Annotated in this window: 21 protein-coding genes; 7 read left to right on the top strand and 14 right to left on the bottom strand. The window is 57.3% G+C overall.

Annotated features, from left to right (window positions below):
* Nucleotides 1-35: 35 nt before the first annotated feature.
* Nucleotides 36-536 carry a hypothetical protein gene (locus J0X19_RS23705; protein WP_206986903.1) on the top strand — a complete coding sequence of 167 codons (501 nt, stop codon included), beginning with the start codon at nucleotides 36-38 and terminating at the stop codon, nucleotides 534-536.
* Between the two features lie 75 nt (nucleotides 537-611).
* Here J0X19_RS23705 and accC read toward each other — a convergent pair whose 3' ends face one another.
* The 11 genes from accC to J0X19_RS23760 all read right to left on the bottom strand — a co-directional run bounded on the left by accC (nucleotide 612) and on the right by J0X19_RS23760 (nucleotide 9,975).
* Nucleotides 612-1,958, bottom strand: coding sequence for an acetyl-CoA carboxylase biotin carboxylase subunit (gene accC, locus J0X19_RS23710; RefSeq protein ID WP_206986904.1), 1,347 nt, complete (start codon nucleotides 1,956-1,958; stop codon nucleotides 612-614).
* 109 nt (nucleotides 1,959-2,067) lie between these two features.
* Nucleotides 2,068-2,559, bottom strand: coding sequence for an acetyl-CoA carboxylase biotin carboxyl carrier protein (accB, locus tag J0X19_RS23715; protein WP_206986922.1), 492 nt, complete (start codon nucleotides 2,557-2,559; stop codon nucleotides 2,068-2,070).
* Between the two features lie 25 nt (nucleotides 2,560-2,584).
* Complete coding sequence (gene efp / locus J0X19_RS23720) at nucleotides 2,585-3,148, bottom strand: elongation factor P (protein ID WP_206986905.1); 564 nt, start codon at nucleotides 3,146-3,148, stop codon at nucleotides 2,585-2,587.
* Nucleotides 3,149-3,337: 189 nt separating this feature from the next.
* Nucleotides 3,338-4,351 carry a beta-ketoacyl-ACP synthase III gene (locus J0X19_RS23725; protein WP_206986906.1) on the bottom strand — a complete coding sequence of 338 codons (1,014 nt, stop codon included), beginning with the start codon at nucleotides 4,349-4,351 and terminating at the stop codon, nucleotides 3,338-3,340.
* 56 nt (nucleotides 4,352-4,407) lie between these two features.
* Entirely contained in the window at nucleotides 4,408-5,349 is a 942-nt protein-coding gene (gene plsX, locus J0X19_RS23730) for a phosphate acyltransferase PlsX (protein ID WP_206986907.1), read from the bottom strand.
* 113 nt (nucleotides 5,350-5,462) lie between these two features.
* Nucleotides 5,463-5,690, bottom strand: a complete 228-nt coding sequence (rpmF, locus tag J0X19_RS23735) for a 50S ribosomal protein L32 (protein ID WP_022822852.1) — start codon at nucleotides 5,688-5,690, stop codon at nucleotides 5,463-5,465.
* A gap of 57 nt (nucleotides 5,691-5,747) precedes the next feature.
* Complete coding sequence (locus tag J0X19_RS23740; RefSeq protein WP_206986908.1) at nucleotides 5,748-6,281, bottom strand: YceD family protein; 534 nt, start codon at nucleotides 6,279-6,281, stop codon at nucleotides 5,748-5,750.
* Between the two features lie 78 nt (nucleotides 6,282-6,359).
* Entirely contained in the window at nucleotides 6,360-6,728 is a 369-nt protein-coding gene (locus J0X19_RS23745; RefSeq protein WP_022822854.1) for a helix-turn-helix domain-containing protein, read from the bottom strand.
* Between the two features lie 193 nt (nucleotides 6,729-6,921).
* Nucleotides 6,922-7,974, bottom strand: a complete 1,053-nt coding sequence (pdxA, locus tag J0X19_RS23750; RefSeq protein WP_206986909.1) for a 4-hydroxythreonine-4-phosphate dehydrogenase PdxA — start codon at nucleotides 7,972-7,974, stop codon at nucleotides 6,922-6,924.
* A 108-nt stretch (nucleotides 7,975-8,082) separates the two neighbouring features.
* Nucleotides 8,083-8,457: a four helix bundle protein gene (locus tag J0X19_RS23755; protein WP_206986910.1), complete on the bottom strand. Its 375-nt coding sequence runs from the start codon at nucleotides 8,455-8,457 to the stop codon at nucleotides 8,083-8,085.
* A 54-nt stretch (nucleotides 8,458-8,511) separates the two neighbouring features.
* Nucleotides 8,512-9,975: a leucyl aminopeptidase family protein gene (locus tag J0X19_RS23760; protein WP_206986911.1), complete on the bottom strand. Its 1,464-nt coding sequence runs from the start codon at nucleotides 9,973-9,975 to the stop codon at nucleotides 8,512-8,514.
* Nucleotides 9,976-10,261: 286 nt separating this feature from the next.
* On the opposite strand from J0X19_RS23760, the gene rsmA reads away from it, so the two are divergent.
* The 6 genes from rsmA to J0X19_RS23790 all read left to right on the top strand — a co-directional run bounded on the left by rsmA (nucleotide 10,262) and on the right by J0X19_RS23790 (nucleotide 16,218).
* Nucleotides 10,262-11,050 carry a 16S rRNA (adenine(1518)-N(6)/adenine(1519)-N(6))-dimethyltransferase RsmA gene (gene rsmA / locus J0X19_RS23765; protein ID WP_206986912.1) on the top strand — a complete coding sequence of 263 codons (789 nt, stop codon included), beginning with the start codon at nucleotides 10,262-10,264 and terminating at the stop codon, nucleotides 11,048-11,050.
* Nucleotides 11,051-11,126: 76 nt separating this feature from the next.
* The gene (locus J0X19_RS23770; protein WP_242583346.1) at nucleotides 11,127-12,074 is read left to right on the top strand and encodes an NAD(P)-dependent oxidoreductase; all 948 of its coding nucleotides are present in this window, start codon (nucleotides 11,127-11,129) and stop codon (nucleotides 12,072-12,074) included.
* Between the two features lie 189 nt (nucleotides 12,075-12,263).
* Nucleotides 12,264-12,737: a transcription elongation factor GreA gene (gene greA, locus J0X19_RS23775; protein WP_206986913.1), complete on the top strand. Its 474-nt coding sequence runs from the start codon at nucleotides 12,264-12,266 to the stop codon at nucleotides 12,735-12,737.
* Between the two features lie 186 nt (nucleotides 12,738-12,923).
* Nucleotides 12,924-13,802 (top strand): nuclease A inhibitor family protein, encoded by an 879-nt coding sequence (locus tag J0X19_RS25195; RefSeq protein WP_206986914.1) that lies wholly within the window; start codon nucleotides 12,924-12,926, stop codon nucleotides 13,800-13,802.
* 135 nt (nucleotides 13,803-13,937) lie between these two features.
* Entirely contained in the window at nucleotides 13,938-14,546 is a 609-nt protein-coding gene (locus tag J0X19_RS23785; RefSeq protein ID WP_206986915.1) for a hypothetical protein, read from the top strand.
* Between the two features lie 28 nt (nucleotides 14,547-14,574).
* Entirely contained in the window at nucleotides 14,575-16,218 is a 1,644-nt protein-coding gene (locus tag J0X19_RS23790; protein WP_206986916.1) for a M28 family peptidase, read from the top strand.
* 7 nt (nucleotides 16,219-16,225) lie between these two features.
* Here the strand turns inward: J0X19_RS23790 and J0X19_RS23795 are convergent, their stop codons facing one another.
* The 3 genes from J0X19_RS23795 to J0X19_RS24940 all read right to left on the bottom strand — a co-directional run bounded on the left by J0X19_RS23795 (nucleotide 16,226) and on the right by J0X19_RS24940 (nucleotide 20,416).
* The gene (locus J0X19_RS23795) at nucleotides 16,226-17,296 is read right to left on the bottom strand and encodes an AI-2E family transporter (protein WP_206986917.1); all 1,071 of its coding nucleotides are present in this window, start codon (nucleotides 17,294-17,296) and stop codon (nucleotides 16,226-16,228) included.
* Nucleotides 17,297-17,379: 83 nt separating this feature from the next.
* Nucleotides 17,380-18,540 carry an MFS transporter gene (locus J0X19_RS23800; RefSeq protein WP_206986918.1) on the bottom strand — a complete coding sequence of 387 codons (1,161 nt, stop codon included), beginning with the start codon at nucleotides 18,538-18,540 and terminating at the stop codon, nucleotides 17,380-17,382.
* A 412-nt stretch (nucleotides 18,541-18,952) separates the two neighbouring features.
* Nucleotides 18,953-20,416 carry a DNA/RNA non-specific endonuclease gene (locus tag J0X19_RS24940; RefSeq protein ID WP_242583349.1) on the bottom strand — a complete coding sequence of 488 codons (1,464 nt, stop codon included), beginning with the start codon at nucleotides 20,414-20,416 and terminating at the stop codon, nucleotides 18,953-18,955.
* Between the last annotated feature and the right edge of the window lie 193 nt (nucleotides 20,417-20,609).

Genomic DNA, 20,609 nt, shown 5'->3' on the forward strand with positions numbered 1-20,609 from the left:
TGAGTATATATTCTTAAGATTGAATTAAACCCTAAATGAAAGATATGGAGGCGGTTTATGTAGACGGAGTAGTGACTGCTGAAGAAATAAAGGAAACAATTACTGGACTCTTTTCAAGTTTGTCTCCTTTCCAATGGAATTTATTTGATGGAGACGCCGAGCCAGAAGGGTTTGATTCAAGTAATCCGAAGCATGTGTTTTTTGCTACATCAGTTTCCAATGATTCGACTGAGTTCAACCTGAAAATCTGGTTTTTTATGAATCAATCTGCTCATGCTGATGAGCGGGAGCAACTTATTGCCAAAACTCTATCAGCAAAATTTCACTTGCGCACGCTGGTGCCATTCACACATCCAAAACAGCCTTTAGATCCTTTTTATGATATAGTTTTTATTGATGGTATTAGCTTCTTAGCCGACGACTCTCAGGTTGAATTTGATAGCGAAGATGGGAACAAAGGAGTTGTGAAGATTCTCCATCCTTACGAGCTGCCAGTTCTACACTTCGACGGAGTAGGCAATCTGTTAAACGTGTGATATAGATAAGTATAAAAGCAAAACGCCCCGCTGAAATTGTGCGGGGCGTTTTGCTTTTATACTTATATAATGTTCCTACAGTTCCGAGAAGTCGAACGACGTTTCCAGGAACTTGGTAGTGAAGTCACCTTCCTGAAAGTTCTTGTTGTCCATCAGCGCCAAGTGGAACGGGATGGTGGTTTTCACGCCTTCCACCACGAACTCGCTCAGGGCGCGCTTCATCTTTACGATGCATTCCTGCCGGGTTTGGGCCACGGTGATGAGCTTGGCAATCATCGAGTCGTAGTTCGACGGGATGGTGTAGCCGGCGTACACGTGCGTATCTACCCGCACGCCGTGGCCGCCGGGGATGTGCAGCGTGGTGATTTTGCCGGGCGAGGGGCGGAAGTCCTTGGTGGGGTCTTCGGCATTGATGCGGCACTCCATGGCGTGCATCTTGGGGTAGTAGTTGTCGCCGGAAATCGGGATGCCCGCCGCTACCTTAATCTGCTCCTTGATGAGGTCGTAGTTCACGATTTCCTCGGTCACGGGGTGCTCCACCTGAATGCGGGTGTTCATCTCCATGAAGTAGAAGTCGCGGTTTTTGTCCACCAGAAACTCGATGGTACCCACGCCCTCGTAGCCGATAGCCGAAGCCCCGGCTACAGCCGCTTTGCCCATCCGCTCCCGCAGCTCGTCGGTCATAAACGGCGAGGGAGCTTCCTCCACCAGCTTCTGGTGGCGGCGCTGAATCGAGCAGTCCCGCTCCGAGAGGTGGCACACCCGCCCGAACTGGTCGCCGCACACCTGAATTTCGATGTGGCGCGGCTCCTCCACAAACTTCTCCAGGTACACGCCGTCATTGCCAAAAGCGGCTTTGGCTTCGGTGCGGGCGTCGTTCCAGGCTTTCTCGAAGTCTTCTTCGGTAGGGATGATGCGCATGCCGCGGCCACCGCCACCAGCCGTAGCCTTCAGAATAACTGGATACTTGATTTTGGCGGCTACTTTCTTGCCCTGCTCCACCGAATCGAGCAAGCCAACCGAGCCGGGAATACAGGGTACGCCGGCTTTAATCATGGTGGCTTTGGCCGAAGCTTTGTCGCCCATCTGGTTGATCATCTCGGGCGAGGCCCCGATGAACTTGATGCCGTTTTCCTGGCACACCCGCGAAAATTCCGCGTTTTCGCTCAGAAACCCGTAGCCCGGATGAATAGCGTCGGCATTGGTTATTTCGGCGGCCGCAATCAGCGTGGGGATGCTGAGGTAGGATTGCGACGATGGGGGCGGCCCGATGCACACGGCTTCGTCGGCGAAGCGTACGTGCAGGCTCTCCTTATCGGCAGTCGAGTACACGGCCACCGTTTTGATGCCCATTTCCTTGCAGGTCCGGATGATGCGCAGCGCAATTTCTCCCCGGTTGGCAATCAGTATTTTCTTGAACACAGCTTTTCAATTAAAAATTAAAAATGAAGAATTAAAAACCGGAAACGGGCTATGTGTACCGATAAGGAACGGCCCATTTTTAATCTTTAATTCCTAATTTTTAATTGACCTACATGGGCTCAATCAGGAACAGCGGCTGGTCGTACTCCACTGGCGAGGCATTCTCCACCATGGATTTCACAATCCGGCCCGACTGCTCGGCCTCGATTTCGTTGAACAGCTTCATGGCTTCGATGATACAAATCACCTGGCCTTTTTCCACCAGGTCGCCTACCTGCACGAAAGCGGGCGTTTCGGGGCTGCTGCTACGGTAGAACGTGCCAATCATCGGCGACTTCAGCGGCACATAGTTGTCAGCGGCGGGGGCAGCGGCGGGAGCGGCAGCTGGGGCCACTGGGGCAGCGGCCGGAGCCGTTGGTGCTGGTGCTGCGGCCGGAGCGGGGGCCGATGAAGCGGCGGGAGCGGCCGACAGCGTGACGGCCGGCTTGTAGCTGGGCTCACGCTGCACGGAGATTTTAAACTCCTCGGTTTCGATGTTGACTTTGTTGAGGCCTGACTTCGCAATGAAGTCGATTAGTTCCTGGAGTTCCTTGGCTTTCATGGCGGCGGTGGGCTTGCTGGGATGCTTACTTGACTCTTTCGACATAGGAATAGTCGCTGGTCTTGACGCGAATTTTAGTATCAGTGTCGATGAACAGCGGCACCTGAATCCGCGCCCCGGTCTCAACGATGGCTGGCTTGAGCGTGTTGGTAGCCGTGTCGCCTTTCAGGCCGGGCTCGGTGTAGGTCACCATCAGCTCCACGGTAGTTGGCAGTTCAGCGGTGAGTGGCTGCTCGGTTTCGGCATGGAACAGGATGGTAGCTTCCTGGCCTTCCTTCATGAGGTCGGCAAAAGGTACCATGGCTTCTGGCAGTACCACTTGCTCGAAAGTAGCATTATCCATAAAAGTGAAGCCGTAATCATCCTTAAATAAGTACTGGTGCGGGCGCTGTTCTACGCGGGCAGTTTCCACTTTCACCCCGGCATTGAAAGTGTTGTCGAGCACTTTGCCGGTTTTGATGTTGCGGAGCTTGGTCCGAACGAAAGCAGGACCTTTACCCGGTTTCACGTGCTGAAACTCGGTGATGACGTGCAACTCGCCGTTGTAGTTCAGCACGAGGCCGTTGCGGAAATCTGCGGTGGTAGCCATGAGTTGAATTAAGAATTAAGAATTAAAAATTAAGAATTGTTGATTGGCTGAAATCCGCTTACGCAGCACATGAAGCCAATTTTTAATTCTTAATTTTTAATTAAAAAAGGGAGTGCCGTCCCGTGAATGTGGCGGGGCGGCACGTTGGGAGTGCAAGTATAGAAGTTTTCCGCATCCGCACCGTCAGGTTCAGACGGTGGCCGGGTCTGATTTCGGGTCGTAGGCCCATTTCAGGTAGATGGAACCCCAGGTGAATCCGCCCCCGAAAGCCGCCAGCACCAGATTGTCGCCCTTACGCAGCTGCGCCTCATAATCGGCGAGGCAAAGGGGAATGGTAGCGTTGGTGGTGTTACCATAGCGGTGAATGTTGAGCATTACCTTTTCTGGCCCTACACCCATGCGGTTGGCAGTGGCATCAATAATGCGTTTGTTGGCTTGGTGTGGTACCAGCCACGCCACGTCGTCGTTGGTGAGGTGGTTGCGTTCCATCACCTGCGCCGCTACGTTGGCCATGTTGGTCACGGCAAACTTGAACACGGTGGCGCCTTCCTGGTACACATAATGCTCCCGGTTGGCCACTGTTTCGGCAGACGGCGGGCGGCGGCTGCCACCGGCTTTCTGGTAGAGGTATTGCTCCCCAGTGCCATCAGACCGCAGCACTTGGTCGAGCAGGCCGTAGCCTTCGGTGCTGGGTTCCAGCAGGACCGCCCCCGCGCCATCACCAAAAATGATGCAGTTGGCGCGGTCAGTATAGTCGATAATGGCCGACATTTTATCGGCTCCTACTACTACTACTTTTTTGTACGTGCCGGTTTGGATGTACTGGGCACCCGTGGCTAAGGCGAACAGAAAACCCGAGCAGGCGGCTTGCATATCGAAGCTGAACGCTTGCGTGGCACCTACCGCCGCCGAAATAATATTGGCCGTAGCCGGGAACACCAAGTCGGGGGTGGTAGTCGAGCAGATCAGCAGGTCAATATCTTCGGCCCGCGTACCGGTTTTGGCTAGTAGTTGCTGCACCGCCTGCACCCCCATTACCGAAGTGCCCTGGTTTTCGCCTTTCAGAATGCGGCGTTCCTTGATACCCGTTCGTGTCGTAATCCACTCGTCGGTGGTGTCCACCATTTTTTCGAGTTCCTGATTGGTGAGCACGTAGTCGGGCACATAGGAGCCCACTCCGGTAATAGCAGCGGTAATTTTCATTGAAGAAAAACGGAAAACGCGGCAAGAAAAAATCCGGCCGGGGCCGGACTTAGTCGCTAAGACTTGAAGGTGTTTTTTATCTGGTCGGAAATACCAGATTGGGCCATTTGGTAGCCTTGCAGCAACATGTTGCAGATGGCAACTGGCGTGCTTACTCCATGCCCGATGATGGCGTTGTCGTTGATGCCTAGAATAGGCGAACCACCCACGGCCTCATAGTTGAATTTGTCGAAGAATGGGTCCCGAATTTGTTTTTCCGCCATGATATCATACACGGATTCAGCCATCTTCAACATCACGTTGCCAGTGTACCCGTCGCACACAATAACGTCGGCTTTTTCATTGAACAGGTCACGGCCTTCAATGTTGCCGATGAAGTTGACGTGCGGGTTAACCTTCAGCAACTGGTGAACAGCTTGGGTGAGAGTAGTGCCTTTGCCTTCCTCTTCGCCCAGGTTCATCAAACCCACCTTGGGGTTGCTGATGCCTAGCACATACTGAGCGTACAAAGAACCCAACTCACCGAATTGCTCCAGCATTTCGGGTTTGCACTCGGCGTTGGCGCCCACATCCAACAAGATGCCCATGCCACCGTGCAGCTTGGGTACAAAGTTGGCAATAGCCGGCCGCAATACACCCGGCACCGGCTTCACGCTAAACATTGCACCCACAAGCATAGCGCCCGTGTTGCCAGCCGAACAAAACGCTTCGACCTCGCCAGCATGCAGCATGCGGTAGCCAACGGCAATACTGGAATCCTGCTTTTGCTGATACGCCTTGGCTGGATGCTCACCCATCTCAATGATTTGGGAGGCAGGTACCAGTTCCAGCGTAGCGGCCGCATCGCCGTGCTGCTCTAGGAGCGGGCGTACGGCGGATTCCTGACCAATAAGCACAATTTGCGCCTTGCCGGCCAGTTCTTGCGCGGCCAGTACCGCACCATCGACGGCGGCCTGGGGCGCAAAATCGCCCCCCATAGCGTCCAGGGCTATCTTCATGTACGAGGTGTCAAGGAGGAGTCTGGGAGAGGAACCTCGCTTCATCTTCCGGCTACCTCCCAAGTATCAGGAACGCAGCTGGAAGAGAAGTAAGGGAAAAAGCAGCTAGGCTACTATTCTTCGTCGGTATCGGCGGCAGCGGCGGGAGCAGCTACTGGTGCATAGCCTTTGATGGCTACTTTACCGTGCAGATACAGGTCGCCATCTACTACGTAAGCTTTATGACGAAGGTGCAGCTCGCCGGTGTTCTGGCAAAGCGTAACCGCTTTTGGAGTCAATTTGTCGTGGGTGCGACGCTTGTCGCGGCGGGTCGAGGACTGGCGTCTCTTAGGATGTGCCATGAGTCAGGAAATGTTGAAAGTAAAGTATGAAGATTGAGTGAAAAGCGACTCAGGCGCTTAGTTTAAATTGCGTAGCGCGTTCCAGCGGGGGTCGGTGCCTTCGTCATCGTCGTCATCGTCGCCGGGCTGGCGGGTGGTGAAGATGAGCTTGGTTTCCGATTCCGGGTTTTCGTCGGGCTCGTTCTGGAAACGGGGGTGCAACTTCTTCATGGGCAGCGCTAGTCCAATGTAGTCGAACAGGTGTTGCGCCAGGGGCAGCGTTTGGGTATCGGGCGTGATTTGCAGCACGTTGTCGTCCAGTTCCAGTTCCCGGTCGCCGTAGCGCACCAGCAGCTGTTCGTGTACGTTGATATCCTGGTCGTATTCATCGAGGCTCCGGTCGCAGATGAGGCGCACGGTGCCTTTGATGTCGAAGTTCAGCGTAAGCAGGCGGTCCGTTTTAATCAGCTCGACGTCGGCGTGCAACTTGCCGTCGGGAATGAGCTGTTGATCGAACTGCTCGAAAAACGCACGGTCTAGCTCGTACGCAAAATGATGCGTTTTATCGGCTAGTTTGGCAATTGCCAAGTCGTATTCTACGTTCTTCTTCACAACTTAATTTATAGCAGGGGGCAAAAGTAGCAAGATTTCGCCGCTTTATGAAAGTGGCATCTGAGGTAGGCGGCTGGGTCAGGCGTTTTTGAGAATGAACTCGGGCGGAATTCCCAGTCGCTCATACAGCCTTTTTGCCAGGTCGAGCGTTACGCGGCGCTTACCACTGAGAATTTGGGAAAGGCGCCCGGCCGGAACCTCCAGTAGTTGTGCCAAATCCTTCTGTTTCAAGCGCATCTGCTGCCGCTTCAGTTCAATCATATCCGCCAAGGAGGTAGGTAGATTGGGAATGGGCAGCAAACCTAGCTTGTCCTCGTACGTGTCAAGCGCCACAATCAACTCCCGAAACTCTGCTTCCAGCGCGGCATTTCCTTCGAAACCAGCGGCAGCTAATGCGTCCATGCGGCGCAAAGCGGTGCGGTAATCAGCGGGAGTTTGAAGCAGCATAACAGCAGAAAAGCAAGCCGATTGGAGCTTAGCGGTTGCAAAGCTACCAGCATAGTTCTGAAATCACAAATAATATTTCGTTTTTGAAAAGATTGTTTCGATTTAGAGCGTTTTTCCGCACAAGCCTACTCATCAATGAAAAGGCCACTGTACCTAATACAGTGGCCTTTTCATTGATGGGGTAGTTGGAAATCTATTCGTGGCGTCCGCCGCGCGGAGCAACTCCCGGAATCAGGGGCTTGATGGCGGCTTCGGCGGCCCGCTGCCGTACCAGTTCACAAGCTAAGTAAAGAGCTTCGCGGAACGAGGTTTCATCGGCTTTGTACTGGCCGGCTATGCCGTACGCCGTGCCGTGGTCCGGGGAGGTACGAATAACGGACAGGCCCGCCGTGAAGTTGACGCCTCGCTCGAAGGCAATGCTTTTGAACGGAATCAGGCCCTGGTCGTGGTAAAGCGAGAGGGTGGCATCAAACTGGCGGTACTGGCGGGTGCCAAAGTAACCGTCGGCGGGGTAGGGGCCGAATACCAGATGGCCTTCCTGGAGTAACTGCTGCACTACGGGTATTACCACGTCCTGCTCTTCGGTGCCCAGCAGCCCATTTTCCCCGGCGTGTGGGTTCATGCCTAGCACGGCTACCCGCGGCTTTTCGATGCCGAAATCCTTTTTCAACGACTTCAGCAAGATACGTAGCTTATTGAGCAACAGTTCTTTGGTAACGCGGCTGGATACGTCTTTCAGCGGAATGTGGCCTGTGGCCGTGGCTACCCGCAACTCTTCGCTGGCAAGCAGCATCAGGCTTTCTGACGCCCCAAAGAAGTTGGTCAGAAACTCGGTGTGGCCGGGGTAGCGGAAGTCGTCGGCCTGGGTGTTTTCCTTGCTGATGGGCGCCGTAACTAACGCATCGAGCAAGCCGGCTTTCAGGTCGCGGGAGGCGGCCAGCAGGCTTTGGCGGGCCGCGGTGCCGCTGGCAGTGCTCGGCTGGCCGGGCGTGAGGGTAAAATCGTCTTCCCAGCACGTCACGGCATTGTGCTTGCCGGGGGCAATGTCGGCGGCTTCGCGCACCTGCCGGAACGTGAGGGGCTCGGCACCCTGCGCTACCGGAAAATCGTCGAACAAGACAGTGGCGGTGCCATAGACGACGGGCGTGCAGAACTTGAGCAGCCGCGCGTCGAGGAAAGTTTTATAGATGATTTCCGGTCCGATGCCGGCCAGGTCGCCGACGGATATGCCAATGCGTGGGAGCATGTTGTTTAGTGCTTAGTGCTTAGTGCTTAGTGCTTGGTGCTTGGTGCTTAGTGCTTAGGTTATTCTCGTCCAATAAGTTAGAACGACCTAAGCACCAGGCACTAAGCACTAAGAAGCACCAAGCTTTGATTTGTAATGATTGATGAAGCCGTGAAGTAGCTTCTTACAATCAGTGATTTGTTGAAGAAGGGTATTGAGAGTTTCCTCAGACAAGAATCTTTGGTCGAAACTAAGGTAAAGCTGAGTTTCCAACTCGTACAATGAACCTCGGGCAATGTAAAAGAAGCTGATAGCATCCTTGGCGTGTTGGCGTCCGCACCCCTCCGCAATATTGGACGGAATAGAAACAGCACTCCGTCGAATCTGACTTGTTAAACCAAATACCTCCTTCTGTGGGAAATCTTGTGTGGATTGATAGACAGCATTGGCTAATTGACGACTCCGCTGCCAAATCAATAAATCAGTATAAGACCTGCCCTCCATCTAAAGGTGTTTGATAATCGAACAGTTTTTGCGTAGAATTCTAAGCACCAAGCACTAAGCTCGACGCACTAAAAAATCGTAAGTGAGGCGGACGGCGGTGCCGGTGCCGCCTTTGCCGCGGTAAGAATCGGGGGCGGTGAGGAAGGCGGGGCCGGCAATGTCGAAGTGCACCCAGGGGTAGCCTTCGGTGAAACGCTCCAGGAACTTACCCGCCGAAATAGCGCCGGCTTCGCCTTTGCCGATGTTGTTGATGTCGGCAATATCGGATTTGATGTGGTCGGCGTACTCGTCCCAGAGCGGAAACTCTACCAGCCGCTCGTGGGTGCGGTGGCCGGCCTGCTTCAGTGCCAGCATCTGCTCATTATCGGCGGTGCCCATGCACACAATGCCTTCCTTGCCCACGGCGCGGGCGGCGGCACCCGTCAGTGTGGCGAAATCAAGCACCAACTCGGGATTGTATTTCTTGGCGAAGGCCAGCGCATCGGCGAGCAGCAAACGGCCTTCGGCATCGGTGTTCATCACCTCCACAGTCAGGCCGCTGTACATGGTTATCACGTCGCCGGGCACGAAGGCCACGCCGCCGGGGCGGTTGTCGGTGGCGGGTACCAGGCCGATAACGTGTAGCGGCACCCGGTTTTTGGCCAGGGCGTAGAGCACGCCGGTAACGGCCGCGCCGCCCGCCATGTCGCACTTCATCATGTCCATGCTATTGGGCGTGGGCTTGAGGCTGAGGCCGCCGGTATCGAACACCACGCCCTTGCCCACCAGCACGTAGGGCTTGGCATTGGTGGCGCCCTCGGGCTTGTACTCCATGATGGTGAACGTGGGCGGCTCGGGGCTGCCCTGGTTGACGGCCAGCAGACCGCCCATCCGAAGAGCCTCAATGCGTACCAAATCCAGAATTTCGGTGTGAAAACCCACTTTTTCACCTGCTTCGGCCATCTGCTCGGCGAACTGTATGGCATTGAGCTTGTTGAGCGGCGCATTGACGAGGTTGCGGGCCAGAAAAACGCCTTCCAGTACGCCTGCTAACTCCTGCACCTGCTCGGCGGTGATACCGGCACTAACCAGCACCAGCTTTTCCAGCACGGGCGCCTTCTTCGCTTTGTCGTCGGTTTTGTAGCCTTCAAACTGATACGCCGTTAGAGCCACACCTTCGGCCAGGGGCAGCGCGCCCGAATCGGTGTCGGTCAGGTCGTTGATGTAGAGGGTCTGTACCTTGTCGGACTTGAGGTGGGCGTGCAGCTGGAAGCCGCTTTTGCGCAAGGATTCAGCGGCGAGGTGCGCGGTGGTTTTGCCCTCCACCGCAGGCGCTACCACGTAGTAATGACGGTGCGAATACTGGTTGATGCGAATCAGTTTGGCATCGGCGGCGAGCTGCTCGGCCACGTAGGTGCGGGCGGCTTCAGACAAGTCGGCGGCGGCGGTTACGGGCAAGTCGGTGGTGCCGGCCGGCAGAATAAACACGGTGTCGGCAATGGCCGGAAAGTCGGCGGCGTAGGTGAGAGCGAGAGACATAGCAGGCAATAGAAAGGCAGTGAAATGCAGAGTGGAGCCCGTGGCTGTTGGTTTCGGCGGCACAGGCGTACCTTTGGGCGTGAAGGTAGGCCTTTTAGAGAAGTGAGATAATAGAAGTGAGAAGTTAGACTTCTGTTCTTTTGGTTGTCTGCTGATTTTTTTCTGATTGGTACCTCGAACCCGGAACCGAGACTTTCACCAAGCAATACCTCCACCTGGGTTGTTCAGCGAGGAAGTGAAAGTTTGCGGTTCTCCCTTCTACTGACTTGTATCTCACTTCTGAATAATGGATTCCGTTAAAGCCAAGAAACACCTGGGCCAGCACTTTCTGGCCGACTCCAATATTGCCCGCAAAATAGTGGAGGCGCTCCGGCTACCCGATGGCGTAACGGAAGTGCTGGAAATTGGCCCCGGCATGGGCGTGCTGACCGGTACGCTGCTTGCAACCCCCAACTACCGCACCTCAGTAGTGGAAATCGACCGGGACTCGGTGGCGTATCTGCAACAGCATTTTCCGGACCTCACCGAGCGGATTTACGGGCAGGATTTCCTGAAGATGGACTTGGGTAAGCTCTATAACAACCAGCCCATCAGCATCATCGGTAACTTTCCCTACAACATCAGCAGCCAGATTTACTTTCAGGTGCTGGCCCATCGGCAGCAGGTGCGCGAGGTGGTGGGCATGATTCAGAAGGAAGTGGCCGACCGACTGGCCGAGGGGCCGGGCTCGAAAACCTACGGTATTCTGAGCGTGCTGCTACAGGCGTATTACACCATCGACTACTTGTTCATGGTGCCGCCGCACGTGTTCAATCCGCCGCCCAAGGTGCAGTCGGCCGTTATCCGCCTCACGCGCAACACCACCGAAAAGCTGGACTGTGACGAAGTGTTGTTCTTCAAGGTGGTGAAGCAGGCGTTTTCCACGCGCCGCAAAACCCTGCGCAACGCCCTCAAACCGTTTGGTATGCCCCCGGAAGCCACCACTGACCCCGTTTTCGATAAGCGCGCCGAGCAGTTAGGCGTAGCCGAATTTGTAAAGCTGACCCAGCACGTTCAGGAGCACAAGGTGGCCTGATGATGAAGCAGGTAGCACGCAAGAGTAAACACTAGAAACTTCTCAGCTCTTTTAATTTTTAATTCTCAATTTTTAATTGAATACCTCCCTCTGCCTCGTCATAGACGAAATGCACCCCAGCCTGCCGGAGTATCTGGCGCCGCTGGGCGTAACGCTGCACTACCGCCCTGAGCTAACAGCTGCCGAAGTGCCTGCCGCGCTGGCTGCGCAGCCGTATGATGGCCTGATGGTGCGCTCGAAACTGCGCGTGACCTCCGAGCTACTATCCCAAGCCCCGCACCTGCGCTACGTAGCGCGGGCCGGCGCCGGCGTCGATAACATCGACGAAGCGGCAATGGCTGCTGCTGGCGTGACCCTGCTGAACGCGCCCGAAGGCAACCGCGACGCGGTGGGGGAGTACGCCGTGGGGCTGCTGCTGGCCTTGTTCCGCAACATTGTGCGCGCCGACCAGGAAGTGCGCACCGGCCAGTGGCGCCGGGAAGCCAACCGGGGTGAGGAGATAGGGGGCAAAACCATCGGGCTGCTGGGCTACGGGCACATGGGCCGGGCGTTTGCGCGCCGCCTGTCGGCATTCGGCTGCACGGTGCTGGCTCACGACCACGACCCGGCTGTGCCGGCCGACGAGTACGCCACGCTGGTGAGTTTGGCGGAGCTACAGGCGCGCGCCGACGTGTTGAGTGTGCACATTCCGTACTCAGCGGCCAATCATCATGTTGTAAACCAAGAGTTGCTGCAAGGTTTTCAAGCTCCGATTTGGTTGCTGAACACGGCCCGCGGCGAAGTGCTCGACCACGCGGCACTGGTGCAAAGCCTGCAAAGCGGCCAAGTACGCGGTGCGGCGCTGGATGTGCTGGAAAACGAGAAATTGGGCACGCTCACCCCCGAGCAGCAAGCCCGTTTCAACTTTCTGACCAGCGCGCCAAACGTGCTGTTGTCGCCGCACGTGGGGGGCTGGACGTTCCAATCGTACCGGCGCATCAACGAAGTGTTGGCTGGCAAGATCAAAGAATTTCTGGGAGTGTAAGCTGCCCGGCGGGGTTGCAGGTTGACTGGCTGCTAGTTACTGGCTGGCGGCGGCGGCCGGGCGCAAGCAAGTGGCCGGCGAATGAATCTTCATTCCAGAAACTATGTATATTTGCCTAAACCAGGTTTGGGAGAACGGTCGGCGCCGCTGACCGTTCTCCTTGTTTTTTGCGCTTACTATCATCCCATCATGTCTACCATCAACTACTATACGCCCGAGGGTCTTCAGAAACTGAAAGACGAATTGCAAGACCTCAAAATCCGGGGCCGGGCCAAAGCGGCCGACGACCTACGCGAAGCGCGTGACAAGGGAGACCTAAGTGAAAACGCCGAGTACGACGCGGCCAAGGACGCGCAGGGTCTGCTGGAATTGAAAATAGCCAAGCTGGAGGAAGTGGTAGGCAACGCCCGCCTCCTCGACGAGTCGAACCTGGACCTAACCAAGGTGCTCATTATGAGCAAGGTGAAGCTAAAGAACCTCAAGAACAATATGGTGCTCGACTACACGCTGGTAGCCGAGGAAGAAGCTAACCTGGCGGCCGGTAAAATCTCCGTGAAGTCGCCCATCGGCAAAGGCCTGCTGGGCAAATCGGCCGGCGACACCGCCGAAATAACCGTTCCGGCCGGCAAGCTTCAGTTTCAGATTCTGGAAATCAGCCGGTAGCGGTGAGTAGTGAACTAGTGAAATGGTGAGTTTTAATATTTGCCATTTTCAAAAGGGCGAAGCCACTGGCTTCGCCCTTTTGCGTTTTGCCACGTACTTTGTCACAGCTCATAGCGCCATTCTTGGGGCTTTACTACCGCTACTGAACGTCAAACTCACCATTTCACTAGTTCACTATCTCACCGCATGCCTTCCATTTTCTCCCGTATTGTGTCTGGCGAGCTGCCAGCATACAAGGTCGCTGAAGACGACCAGCATCTGGCGTTTCTTGATATTACGCCTTTGGTAGAAGGCCACACGCTGGTAATTCCCAAGCGCGAAGTGGATTACATTTTTGATATGCCGGCCGAAGAGCTGGCGGCGCTGCACCTGTTTGCGCAGCGCGTGGCCAAGGGCGTAGCGGCGGCCGTGCCGTGCCGGCGCATTGGGGTGGCGGTTATCGGGCTGGAAGTACCGCACGCCCACATCCACCTGATTCCGATGAACAAGGTGGCCGATATGAATTTCGCCAACCCCAAAATCAAAGTGGCCGAAGACCGGATGAAGGAACTGGCCGCTGCCATTGCCGCCAAGGTGCCGGGTGCTGCCAGCGGCAGTACGCCGCCGGCTCCGCTCGAATCGAAGGGCAGCCGCGAAACCACCGAAGCGAATGAGCCGGCTGCTGCTCCCACGGCCGACGGACCTGCTGCGCAGCTGCAACAGCTCACCAAAGGCCTGGTGTTCATGAGTGAATCGGAGGCGCCGCTGGAGCCGGTGAGCTACGCCGCCCCAGCTGGTGAGCTAACCGATGCTGCCGTGCTAAAGCTGCTTGGGGAGCCCGCCGATGCCAAAGTGGAAACCAAGGAACTGACCCTCTTCCTGCGCAACCACACCGCCGACCAAGGCGTGCTCGGCGACCCGGCGCAAGCCAACCGGTTCAAGGCCTTGCAGATGTTTATGAAGCAGGATTTGCAGGAAACCAAGGTGTACCGCATTGGCACCGGTCCCCAAGTGAAGGTGTACGCGCTGGGCAAGACCGAGGACGGTAAGCTAGCCGGCTTCAAAACCGTACTCACGGAAACCTAATCTGACTGAGTGACGAATCAATAGTTGGAAGCACTTCTTCAGCGCGAATCAGAACGGCGCTGGAGAAGTGCTTCTGCTGTATCTGGGTATATTCACCGCGTACTGAACCTATATAAATTCGAGAATAGTACCTCTATGTGGCAGTTGTTTCTACCGATTGGCATTGTGCTGGGCACGGGGATTTACTTTTTGGGCAAGCCAATTTCAGATGCTGGCTGGCAGCGCATCAACTACCGAGAATACAGCAGGCACCTTACAAAAGAGGAAATAGCCGTTGCGCAACGCGGAGAAACCGTAGAGAAAACGCATAAAGTGTACGGTGACATTTGGCACTCCTACTATGATGAAGGGCCATTGCAAGTGAAATGGGCAGACGGCCGATACCAATTTACGCCGCACGGAACGTGGCACCGTCTTTCACGCCACGGGCAGCTGCAGGCAGAAAACATCTATACGACCCCTGCCGACAGGGTGACATATAAAGGCATCTGGAAGCAATACCGACCTGATGGCTCACTTGATTTTGTGATGTATGGCCTGCCGGAAACCCTGAATGGGGATTCTGTCAATCACACCCTAACGGTTCAATTCGGCCGGCAAATTCCGGCTGATACCCTCTACGTGCAGCACTATTACGCTCGTAAGGATGGCCGTACGGTGCGTCAATTTTTGGCACGTGATACAAAAGGCCGCCAACCATTGCCCGAAGGGTGGAAACCTGCCCCGAACGACCTTATCAAATAATCAGTAATACATGCGCTTATCAAGCCCAATGCGGACTGTACGTACGGCCTTCCTACTGCTAAGCTGTTGGACAGCGTATCAGGCAGTTGCGCAGCCCACCGCACCGCCAAAAGCGCTGCGCAAGCCGCTCAGCAAAGTAAGTGCCGCCGGCTACCGGGCGCACGTGCAGTACCTGGCCGACGACAAGCTACGGGGGCGGCTGCCGGGTACGGCGGGCTACCAATTGGCAGTGGATTACGTGATAAGCCAGTACCAGAAATACGGGGTGCTGCCCGCCGGCGAAAACGGTACCTACCTGCAAACGGTGCGCCTGCGCCGGGCCTTTACCGAGCCTGGGGCCACGCTGCAAATCCAACCCGTACAAGGGCCGGCGCGGCCACTCACCTACGGGCAGGATTTCACGTTTTACCCCAACCCGGCGGAAACCAGCACTACGGTAACCGCCCCGCTGGTATTTGCGGGGTTCGGTATCAGCGCGCCCGAATTAGGATATGATGACTACGCCGGCCTCGATGCTACCGGCAAGATTGTAGTCGTTACCCGGCAGGAACCCCGGCAGTTTCCGGATGCCGTGCGCCTCTACAACACCGACCTGCTGACGGTATTGCAAACCGCTGCCCGGCACGGCGCGGTGGGCGTACTGCTGGCCGCTGTGAAACCCAACGTGAAGCCCCCGGAACCAATAAAGGGCCTGGTAAGTGTGCTGAATGCGGGCGGCAAAGTAGAGGTGTCGCGCACCTACAGTGGCGCGCCGCTGCGGATAGTGGGCTCAATAAGTGCCGCCGCCTTGCAGCAGCTGTTCAGTGGAGCCGCCACCGATACCACCCGCGCCTTGGCCGCCCTACGGGCCGGCAAGCCCGCTTCGGTAGCTTTGCTGCCGCGCCTAGCCGCCACCCAACGCAGCCGCTACCAGGATGTAGAGAGCTACAACGTGGTGGGTAAGGTACCCGGCGCCGACCCGCAGCTGCGCGACGAGTACGTGGTGCACACCGCCCACCTCGACCACCTGGGCGTGGGCGCGCCCATTGAAGGCGACTCGCTATACAATGGTGCCCACGACAATGCCACCGGCGTAGCTAGCTTGTTGGAAATTGCGGGCGTGTATAGCCGCCTCAAGGAAAAGCCGCGCCGCTCGGTGTTGCTGACTATGGTAACGGGGGAGGAAATGGGGCTTATGGGCTCGGCCTATTTTGCCCGTAATCCTACGGTGCCCAAAAACCAGTTGGTGGCCAACATCAACACCGACATGCCCACCATTATTGCGCCGCTGCTGTCGGTGGTGGCGTTGGGGGCCGAAAACTCGTCGTTGGCAACGCCGGTGGCCGAAGCCACCCGCATGATGAGTTTGAGCGTGGAAGTGGACCCCGAACCCGCGCAAAACCGTTTCATCCGCTCCGACCAGTACAGCTTCGTTACGCAGGGTATCCCGGCTTTGCACATCAAATACGGCAACAAAACCGCCGACGGCCGCCACAACCTCAGTGAGCAGGTGCAGCAGTGGCGCGCCCGCTACTACCACAAACCCCAGGACGACCTGAATGGCATCTTCGACTTCGAGGCGGGCCGCCAGTACGCCCAACTCAACTTCCTGATTGGCTACCTGATAGCCAACGAACCGCAGCGCCCTACCTGGAACGCCGGTAATTTCTTTGGGGAGCGGTTTGCGAAGTAGCCGGTAGCTAGGGCTGCGGGTGCGCCTCGTTGGTGGGCGGAGTCTGAATTTCCACAACCGGGGCCGGACGGTGCAGGTTTTCGCGCTCAAATACCCGCATCAGCACAATGAAATACGAGAGCAGCAACGGCCCCAGCACCAGCCCCAGAATCCCGAAAATATTCACGCCCAGCACCACGCCCGCCAGCGTAATAAGCGGGTGAATATCTCCAATGCGGCGGGCCAGCACAATGCGCAGCAGGTTATCAATGTTCATGATGACGACAAGCCCGACCAGCAGAATGCCCACGCCCTGGCCAGTAGCGCCCTGTGTAAGCTTGAGCACGGCGGCCGGCCCCCACACCAGCGGCGTGCCCAGCACCGGCACGAAAGCCAGAAAAAACGACACCGTGCCCCAAAACAGCGCATCGGGCACCTTGAACAGCAAGAGGGCCAGGCCCGTCAGCACGGCTTGCACCAACGAAATAAGCGCCTGCCCCAGCACGTTGGCATTCACGTTGTTTTTCAACGATTCGCCCAGCTCTTCCAGCGTACCATCCCGGAAAGGCAGGTAGCGGCGCAAGCCTTTCAGGAAGCTGCCTTCCTGCGTGAACATGAAGTACAGCGTGAACAGCATCAGCCCGATAACCACCACGAAATGCAACACGCTGCTGGCCAACGAAGGCAGCCGCTGGCTTAGCCAGGCCACGCCCTGCTGCAACAACGACCGAACCGTTTGCTCGTTGGTGAACGTGAAGCCGGTTTTGTGCTCAATGGTGTGCAGCACGCTCATAATCTGGCTGGTATCCTGAGCGTAGTAGCTGATGCGGTTGACAATCATCAGAATAAGCGCCGTGAAGGGCAGAATGATAACCACCAGCGCAAACACCAGAATGCCCACCGTCACGACGTAACGGTTCCAGTTGCGCCGGTGCACCAGCGCCTTATACCACGGCCGAAACACCACGAACAGGATGCCCGCCCCTAGGAACCCGGTGATGTAGCTGCCTAGCCCGAACAGAATAAGGCCGGCCAGCACCAACAAACACGTAATGAGCAGCACGTACTGCTGGCGGGGCGAATAGATGTTGTTGGCCATGACGATAAGCAAGTCAGAGGGTTACAGAATGCGTGTCGGCCTATTGGGCAGAGCAACCCTCTGTATACGGAACACTTCGTTTTTCAGACCCGCGCCCGGCTGGCCAGCACCGTCATGCACAAGCCCACCAGCGCAATAAGCGCAAACGACACCCGCAAACTGCTAACGCCAGCCACCAGCCCAATCAGGGGCGGCCCCAGCAGAAACCCCGCGAAGCCCACCGTGGAAACGGCCGCCAGCGCCATGCCCGCCGACATTACCGACGACCGGCCCGCCGCGCCATACACCAGCGGCACCACCGACGACACCCCCACGCCCACCAGCATAAACCCCACGGTAGCGGGCACCAGCGTAGGCAGCGCCACGGCCAGCAGCAGCCCCGCCGCCATAAACAGGCCGCTTAGCTGCAAGGTCCGCTGCCGCCCAAACCGGTCGGTGAACCAGTCGGCCACGAACCGGCCGGCGGCCATGGTGCTCATGAAGGCGGTGAAGCCCACGCCCACCCACGTGGTAGGTGCCTGCACCACCTTGCGGAAATACACCCCGCTCCAATCGAACATGGTACCCTCGCCCAGCATCGAGCAGAACGCCAGCGCCCCCAGCACCAGCAACGACTTGTCGGGCAGCACGAAAATGGGCTGGCTGGCATCGTGGCCGGTGTCCTGGGGCAATAGGTAGGGCCGCATCAGCAGCACGCCCAGCACCACGGCAGCCGTAATGAAGCCGAAGTGGGTGAGAGGCTCTACGTGGCCAGCCAGCATGAGCGTACCAATGGCCGCGCCCGTAAAGCCCGCTAAGCTCCAGATGCCGTGAAACGAAGCCATAATCGACTTACCATACAGCGCCTCCACGCCCACGGCCTGGGTATTCACGCTGATATTGGCCATGTTGGCGGCCAGCCCGAAAAATACCAGCCCGCCCATTAGCTGCACCGTGGTAGCCGCCAGCCCCAGTAGCGGCAGCACCGTGGCATACAGTAGCAGCCCCAGCACCACCAGTAGCTTGCTGCCATACCGGGCCACCAGCCACCCCGACAGCGGCAACGACAGCAACAGCCCCACCGGCACCGCCAGTAGTACCCCGCCCAGCTCGGTATCGGAAAGGCCCAGGCGCTGCTGCACCGTAGAAATGCGCGCCGCCCAGGTGGAAAAGCACAAGCCCTGCAAAAAGAACGAAGCCCCCACCGCCACCCGGTGCACCAGGCGCGAAGGAGTGGCGGAAGTAGGAAGCGTGTTGGTGGTCATGGGCAGTAAGCAGGAAGAAAATGGTAATACTAAAAGCCCCTGAACGGAGGCGGAAGCGGCCACGAAAAAGCCCACAATGCCTCCAACGAAAAGGCAAAATGGGCGGGGCAGAAGGAGCAGCACAACAGCCGCACCAGCGGTACGGCCTTAACAAAGGTATTGGAAAAATGCGCTGGCCTTACTAAAACAGGAAAGAGAGGTGGCCGCAGCTAGTCAATTCCCCCCGATGCTCTGATAAGGCATACAAGGTTCATAGACCGTCATGCTGAGCGGAGCCGAAGCATCTCGCGTGCTGAGGTTGGGTTAGTAATCCTGAGTCAGCACGCGAGATGCTTCGGCTCCGCTCAGCATGACAGACGATTTGGTTGCTATCCATGAAAGTTAGCCCTACCGGATAAGGAGTTGTTGATTCCTACCGCGTTGGGCCGGTATCCGCTTGTGCTTGCAGGCGAGTCTGGACGGCCGGGGGTAGGGCGCTCAGCAAGTCGAGGCCGGTAGCGGCTTCCAGCGCATCAATGCTCACGCGGTAACGGCTCCAGTCGGGGCTGACGGACTGGTCGTTGGGGGTATCCACGGCCAGAATGCGGGCCTGGCCGGCGGCAATGCGCTGGAGGTCGTTGGTGCCTTCGGGCAGAATTACCAGTACCTTCCATACCCGGGCCGGCACCGTCACGCGGCCGTTGTCGATGGTGGTTTTCAGGCCGTTGAGGCCGGTGCCGCCTTTGCCGTAGCAGCCCATTACCACGTACACTTCCTGGCCGCGCTGCACTTGGGCGCGGGTCCATTCTTCCAGGTTGCCCCAGGTCCGCTGGTTGTTGTTGGCGGCCTGCGGAATCATGTTGGTCATCAGGAACGTGGCCGAGTTGTCGTCGAGGTCGGTGGTGCGGTCGGCGCTGGGGCAGTTGTGGCCTTTATCGAAACCCGAGCCGGAATAGCTGTTGCGCGATACGGCGTAGATGCCACTGGGCAGCGCTGGGTCGGGGCGGAAATCATCCTGGCGCGGGGCCGAGCCCATCCAGGCGCGGTTCAGGTGCCAGCTCACCCAGGTGGGCGTGCCGCGCTGGGCATTGTAGCCGATGGCGAATTGCGGCTTCACCAGCAGGTAGTTATTGGGCGTGCTAGGGCTGGCTGTGGCGCCGCTGGGGTTGCCAAGCGCCATGTTATTGTCGCGGCTGACGACCACCGCTGTGTTGGGGTCCTGGGGTTTGGAGGGCTTAGGAGCTTGGGGAACGGCGGGAGTGGGCGTTGAGCCACCACCCGTAACAGGCACACCAGAACCAGTTTCCAGCGTTACGTCATCAATATTGAGGCGGCCGCTGCCCGCATCCACCTTCCTGATTTCCAGCCGTAGCGGCCCCGTGGTGCCCCCCTGAAACGTGCTGACCGTCAGGCGCGGCCCTTGAGTGCGGACCGGCTGCCCAATGCGGCGGAAGTTCCGGCCACCGTCGGTGCTGCCCCACAGTTCCCAAGTGCTGGCTGCATCGGAACCATACGCGGCGCTGCTGATACGAATGGCGCGCACCCCACTGCGGGCGTCGAAGTTCATACGCAGGCGGCCTTTGGGGCGGAGGCGGGCGGCGTGCTGCCCGTTTTTGTGGTCTTGGTCGGAGGTGCCAATCAGGGCTTCCTCGAAACGCCAGGGGCCCGTACTCAGTGCTTCATCGGCTCCGGCATAAGCGCCTTTGCTACCTGCCTCGAAGGTTTCCAGCAAACTGCCCGCACCCGTCTGCGCAGCGCCATCCGCCGATTCCACCGGAATGGCCGGTGGCCCGGTGGGCAGGGGCGGGCGGCTGGTTTCGGGCGGATTGTGGGAGCAGCCCAGCGTGCTGAGGCTAAGAAACAGAACCGGAAAAAGGAGGGAGGAGTAGCGGCGCATAGCAGAAAAGTACATCAACCGGCGAATATAAAGGAGCGCCGCAGACCAAGGTTTGTCGAAGTCAATCAACGGCGCCATTTTCACCTACTGAAGCTACCACGCCTACTCTGGCATTGCTAGGAAGTGTTAACAGTGGTTATTTTGCGGCATGGAACAGATGTTGACGGACGCGCAGTGGGCGCGGTTAGCGCCG

The organism is Hymenobacter telluris, assembly GCF_017313265.1.
Lineage (GTDB): Bacteria > Bacteroidota > Bacteroidia > Cytophagales > Hymenobacteraceae > Hymenobacter > Hymenobacter telluris.

Bases quoted from the DNA above. Each gene is read 5' to 3' on its own strand.
- J0X19_RS25195 (WP_206986914.1), top strand. From the start codon at position 12,924: ATGCCTTCCATTTTCTCCCGTATTGTGTCTGGCGAGCTGCCAGCATAC.
- J0X19_RS23785 (WP_206986915.1), top strand. From the start codon at position 13,938: ATGTGGCAGTTGTTTCTACCGATTGGCATTGTGCTGGGCACGGGGATT.
- J0X19_RS23745 (WP_022822854.1), bottom strand. From the start codon at position 6,728: ATGCTGCTTCAAACTCCCGCTGATTACCGCACCGCTTTGCGCCGCATG.
- plsX (WP_206986907.1), bottom strand. From the start codon at position 5,349: ATGAAGATAGCCCTGGACGCTATGGGGGGCGATTTTGCGCCCCAGGCC.
- J0X19_RS23705 (WP_206986903.1), top strand. From the start codon at position 36: ATGAAAGATATGGAGGCGGTTTATGTAGACGGAGTAGTGACTGCTGAA.
- J0X19_RS23800 (WP_206986918.1), bottom strand. From the start codon at position 18,540: ATGACCACCAACACGCTTCCTACTTCCGCCACTCCTTCGCGCCTGGTG.
- J0X19_RS23725 (WP_206986906.1), bottom strand. From the start codon at position 4,351: ATGAAAATTACCGCTGCTATTACCGGAGTGGGCTCCTATGTGCCCGAC.
- accB (WP_206986922.1), bottom strand. From the start codon at position 2,559: ATGAAAGCCAAGGAACTCCAGGAACTAATCGACTTCATTGCGAAGTCA.
- J0X19_RS23760 (WP_206986911.1), bottom strand. From the start codon at position 9,975: ATGTCTCTCGCTCTCACCTACGCCGCCGACTTTCCGGCCATTGCCGAC.
- J0X19_RS23790 (WP_206986916.1), top strand. From the start codon at position 14,575: ATGCGGACTGTACGTACGGCCTTCCTACTGCTAAGCTGTTGGACAGCG.
- J0X19_RS23755 (WP_206986910.1), bottom strand. From the start codon at position 8,457: ATGGAGGGCAGGTCTTATACTGATTTATTGATTTGGCAGCGGAGTCGT.
- rpmF (WP_022822852.1), bottom strand. From the start codon at position 5,690: ATGGCACATCCTAAGAGACGCCAGTCCTCGACCCGCCGCGACAAGCGT.
- rsmA (WP_206986912.1), top strand. From the start codon at position 10,262: ATGGATTCCGTTAAAGCCAAGAAACACCTGGGCCAGCACTTTCTGGCC.
- efp (WP_206986905.1), bottom strand. From the start codon at position 3,148: ATGGCTACCACCGCAGATTTCCGCAACGGCCTCGTGCTGAACTACAAC.
- greA (WP_206986913.1), top strand. From the start codon at position 12,264: ATGTCTACCATCAACTACTATACGCCCGAGGGTCTTCAGAAACTGAAA.
- J0X19_RS24940 (WP_242583349.1), bottom strand. From the start codon at position 20,416: ATGCGCCGCTACTCCTCCCTCCTTTTTCCGGTTCTGTTTCTTAGCCTC.
- J0X19_RS23795 (WP_206986917.1), bottom strand. From the start codon at position 17,296: ATGGCCAACAACATCTATTCGCCCCGCCAGCAGTACGTGCTGCTCATT.
- pdxA (WP_206986909.1), bottom strand. From the start codon at position 7,974: ATGCTCCCACGCATTGGCATATCCGTCGGCGACCTGGCCGGCATCGGA.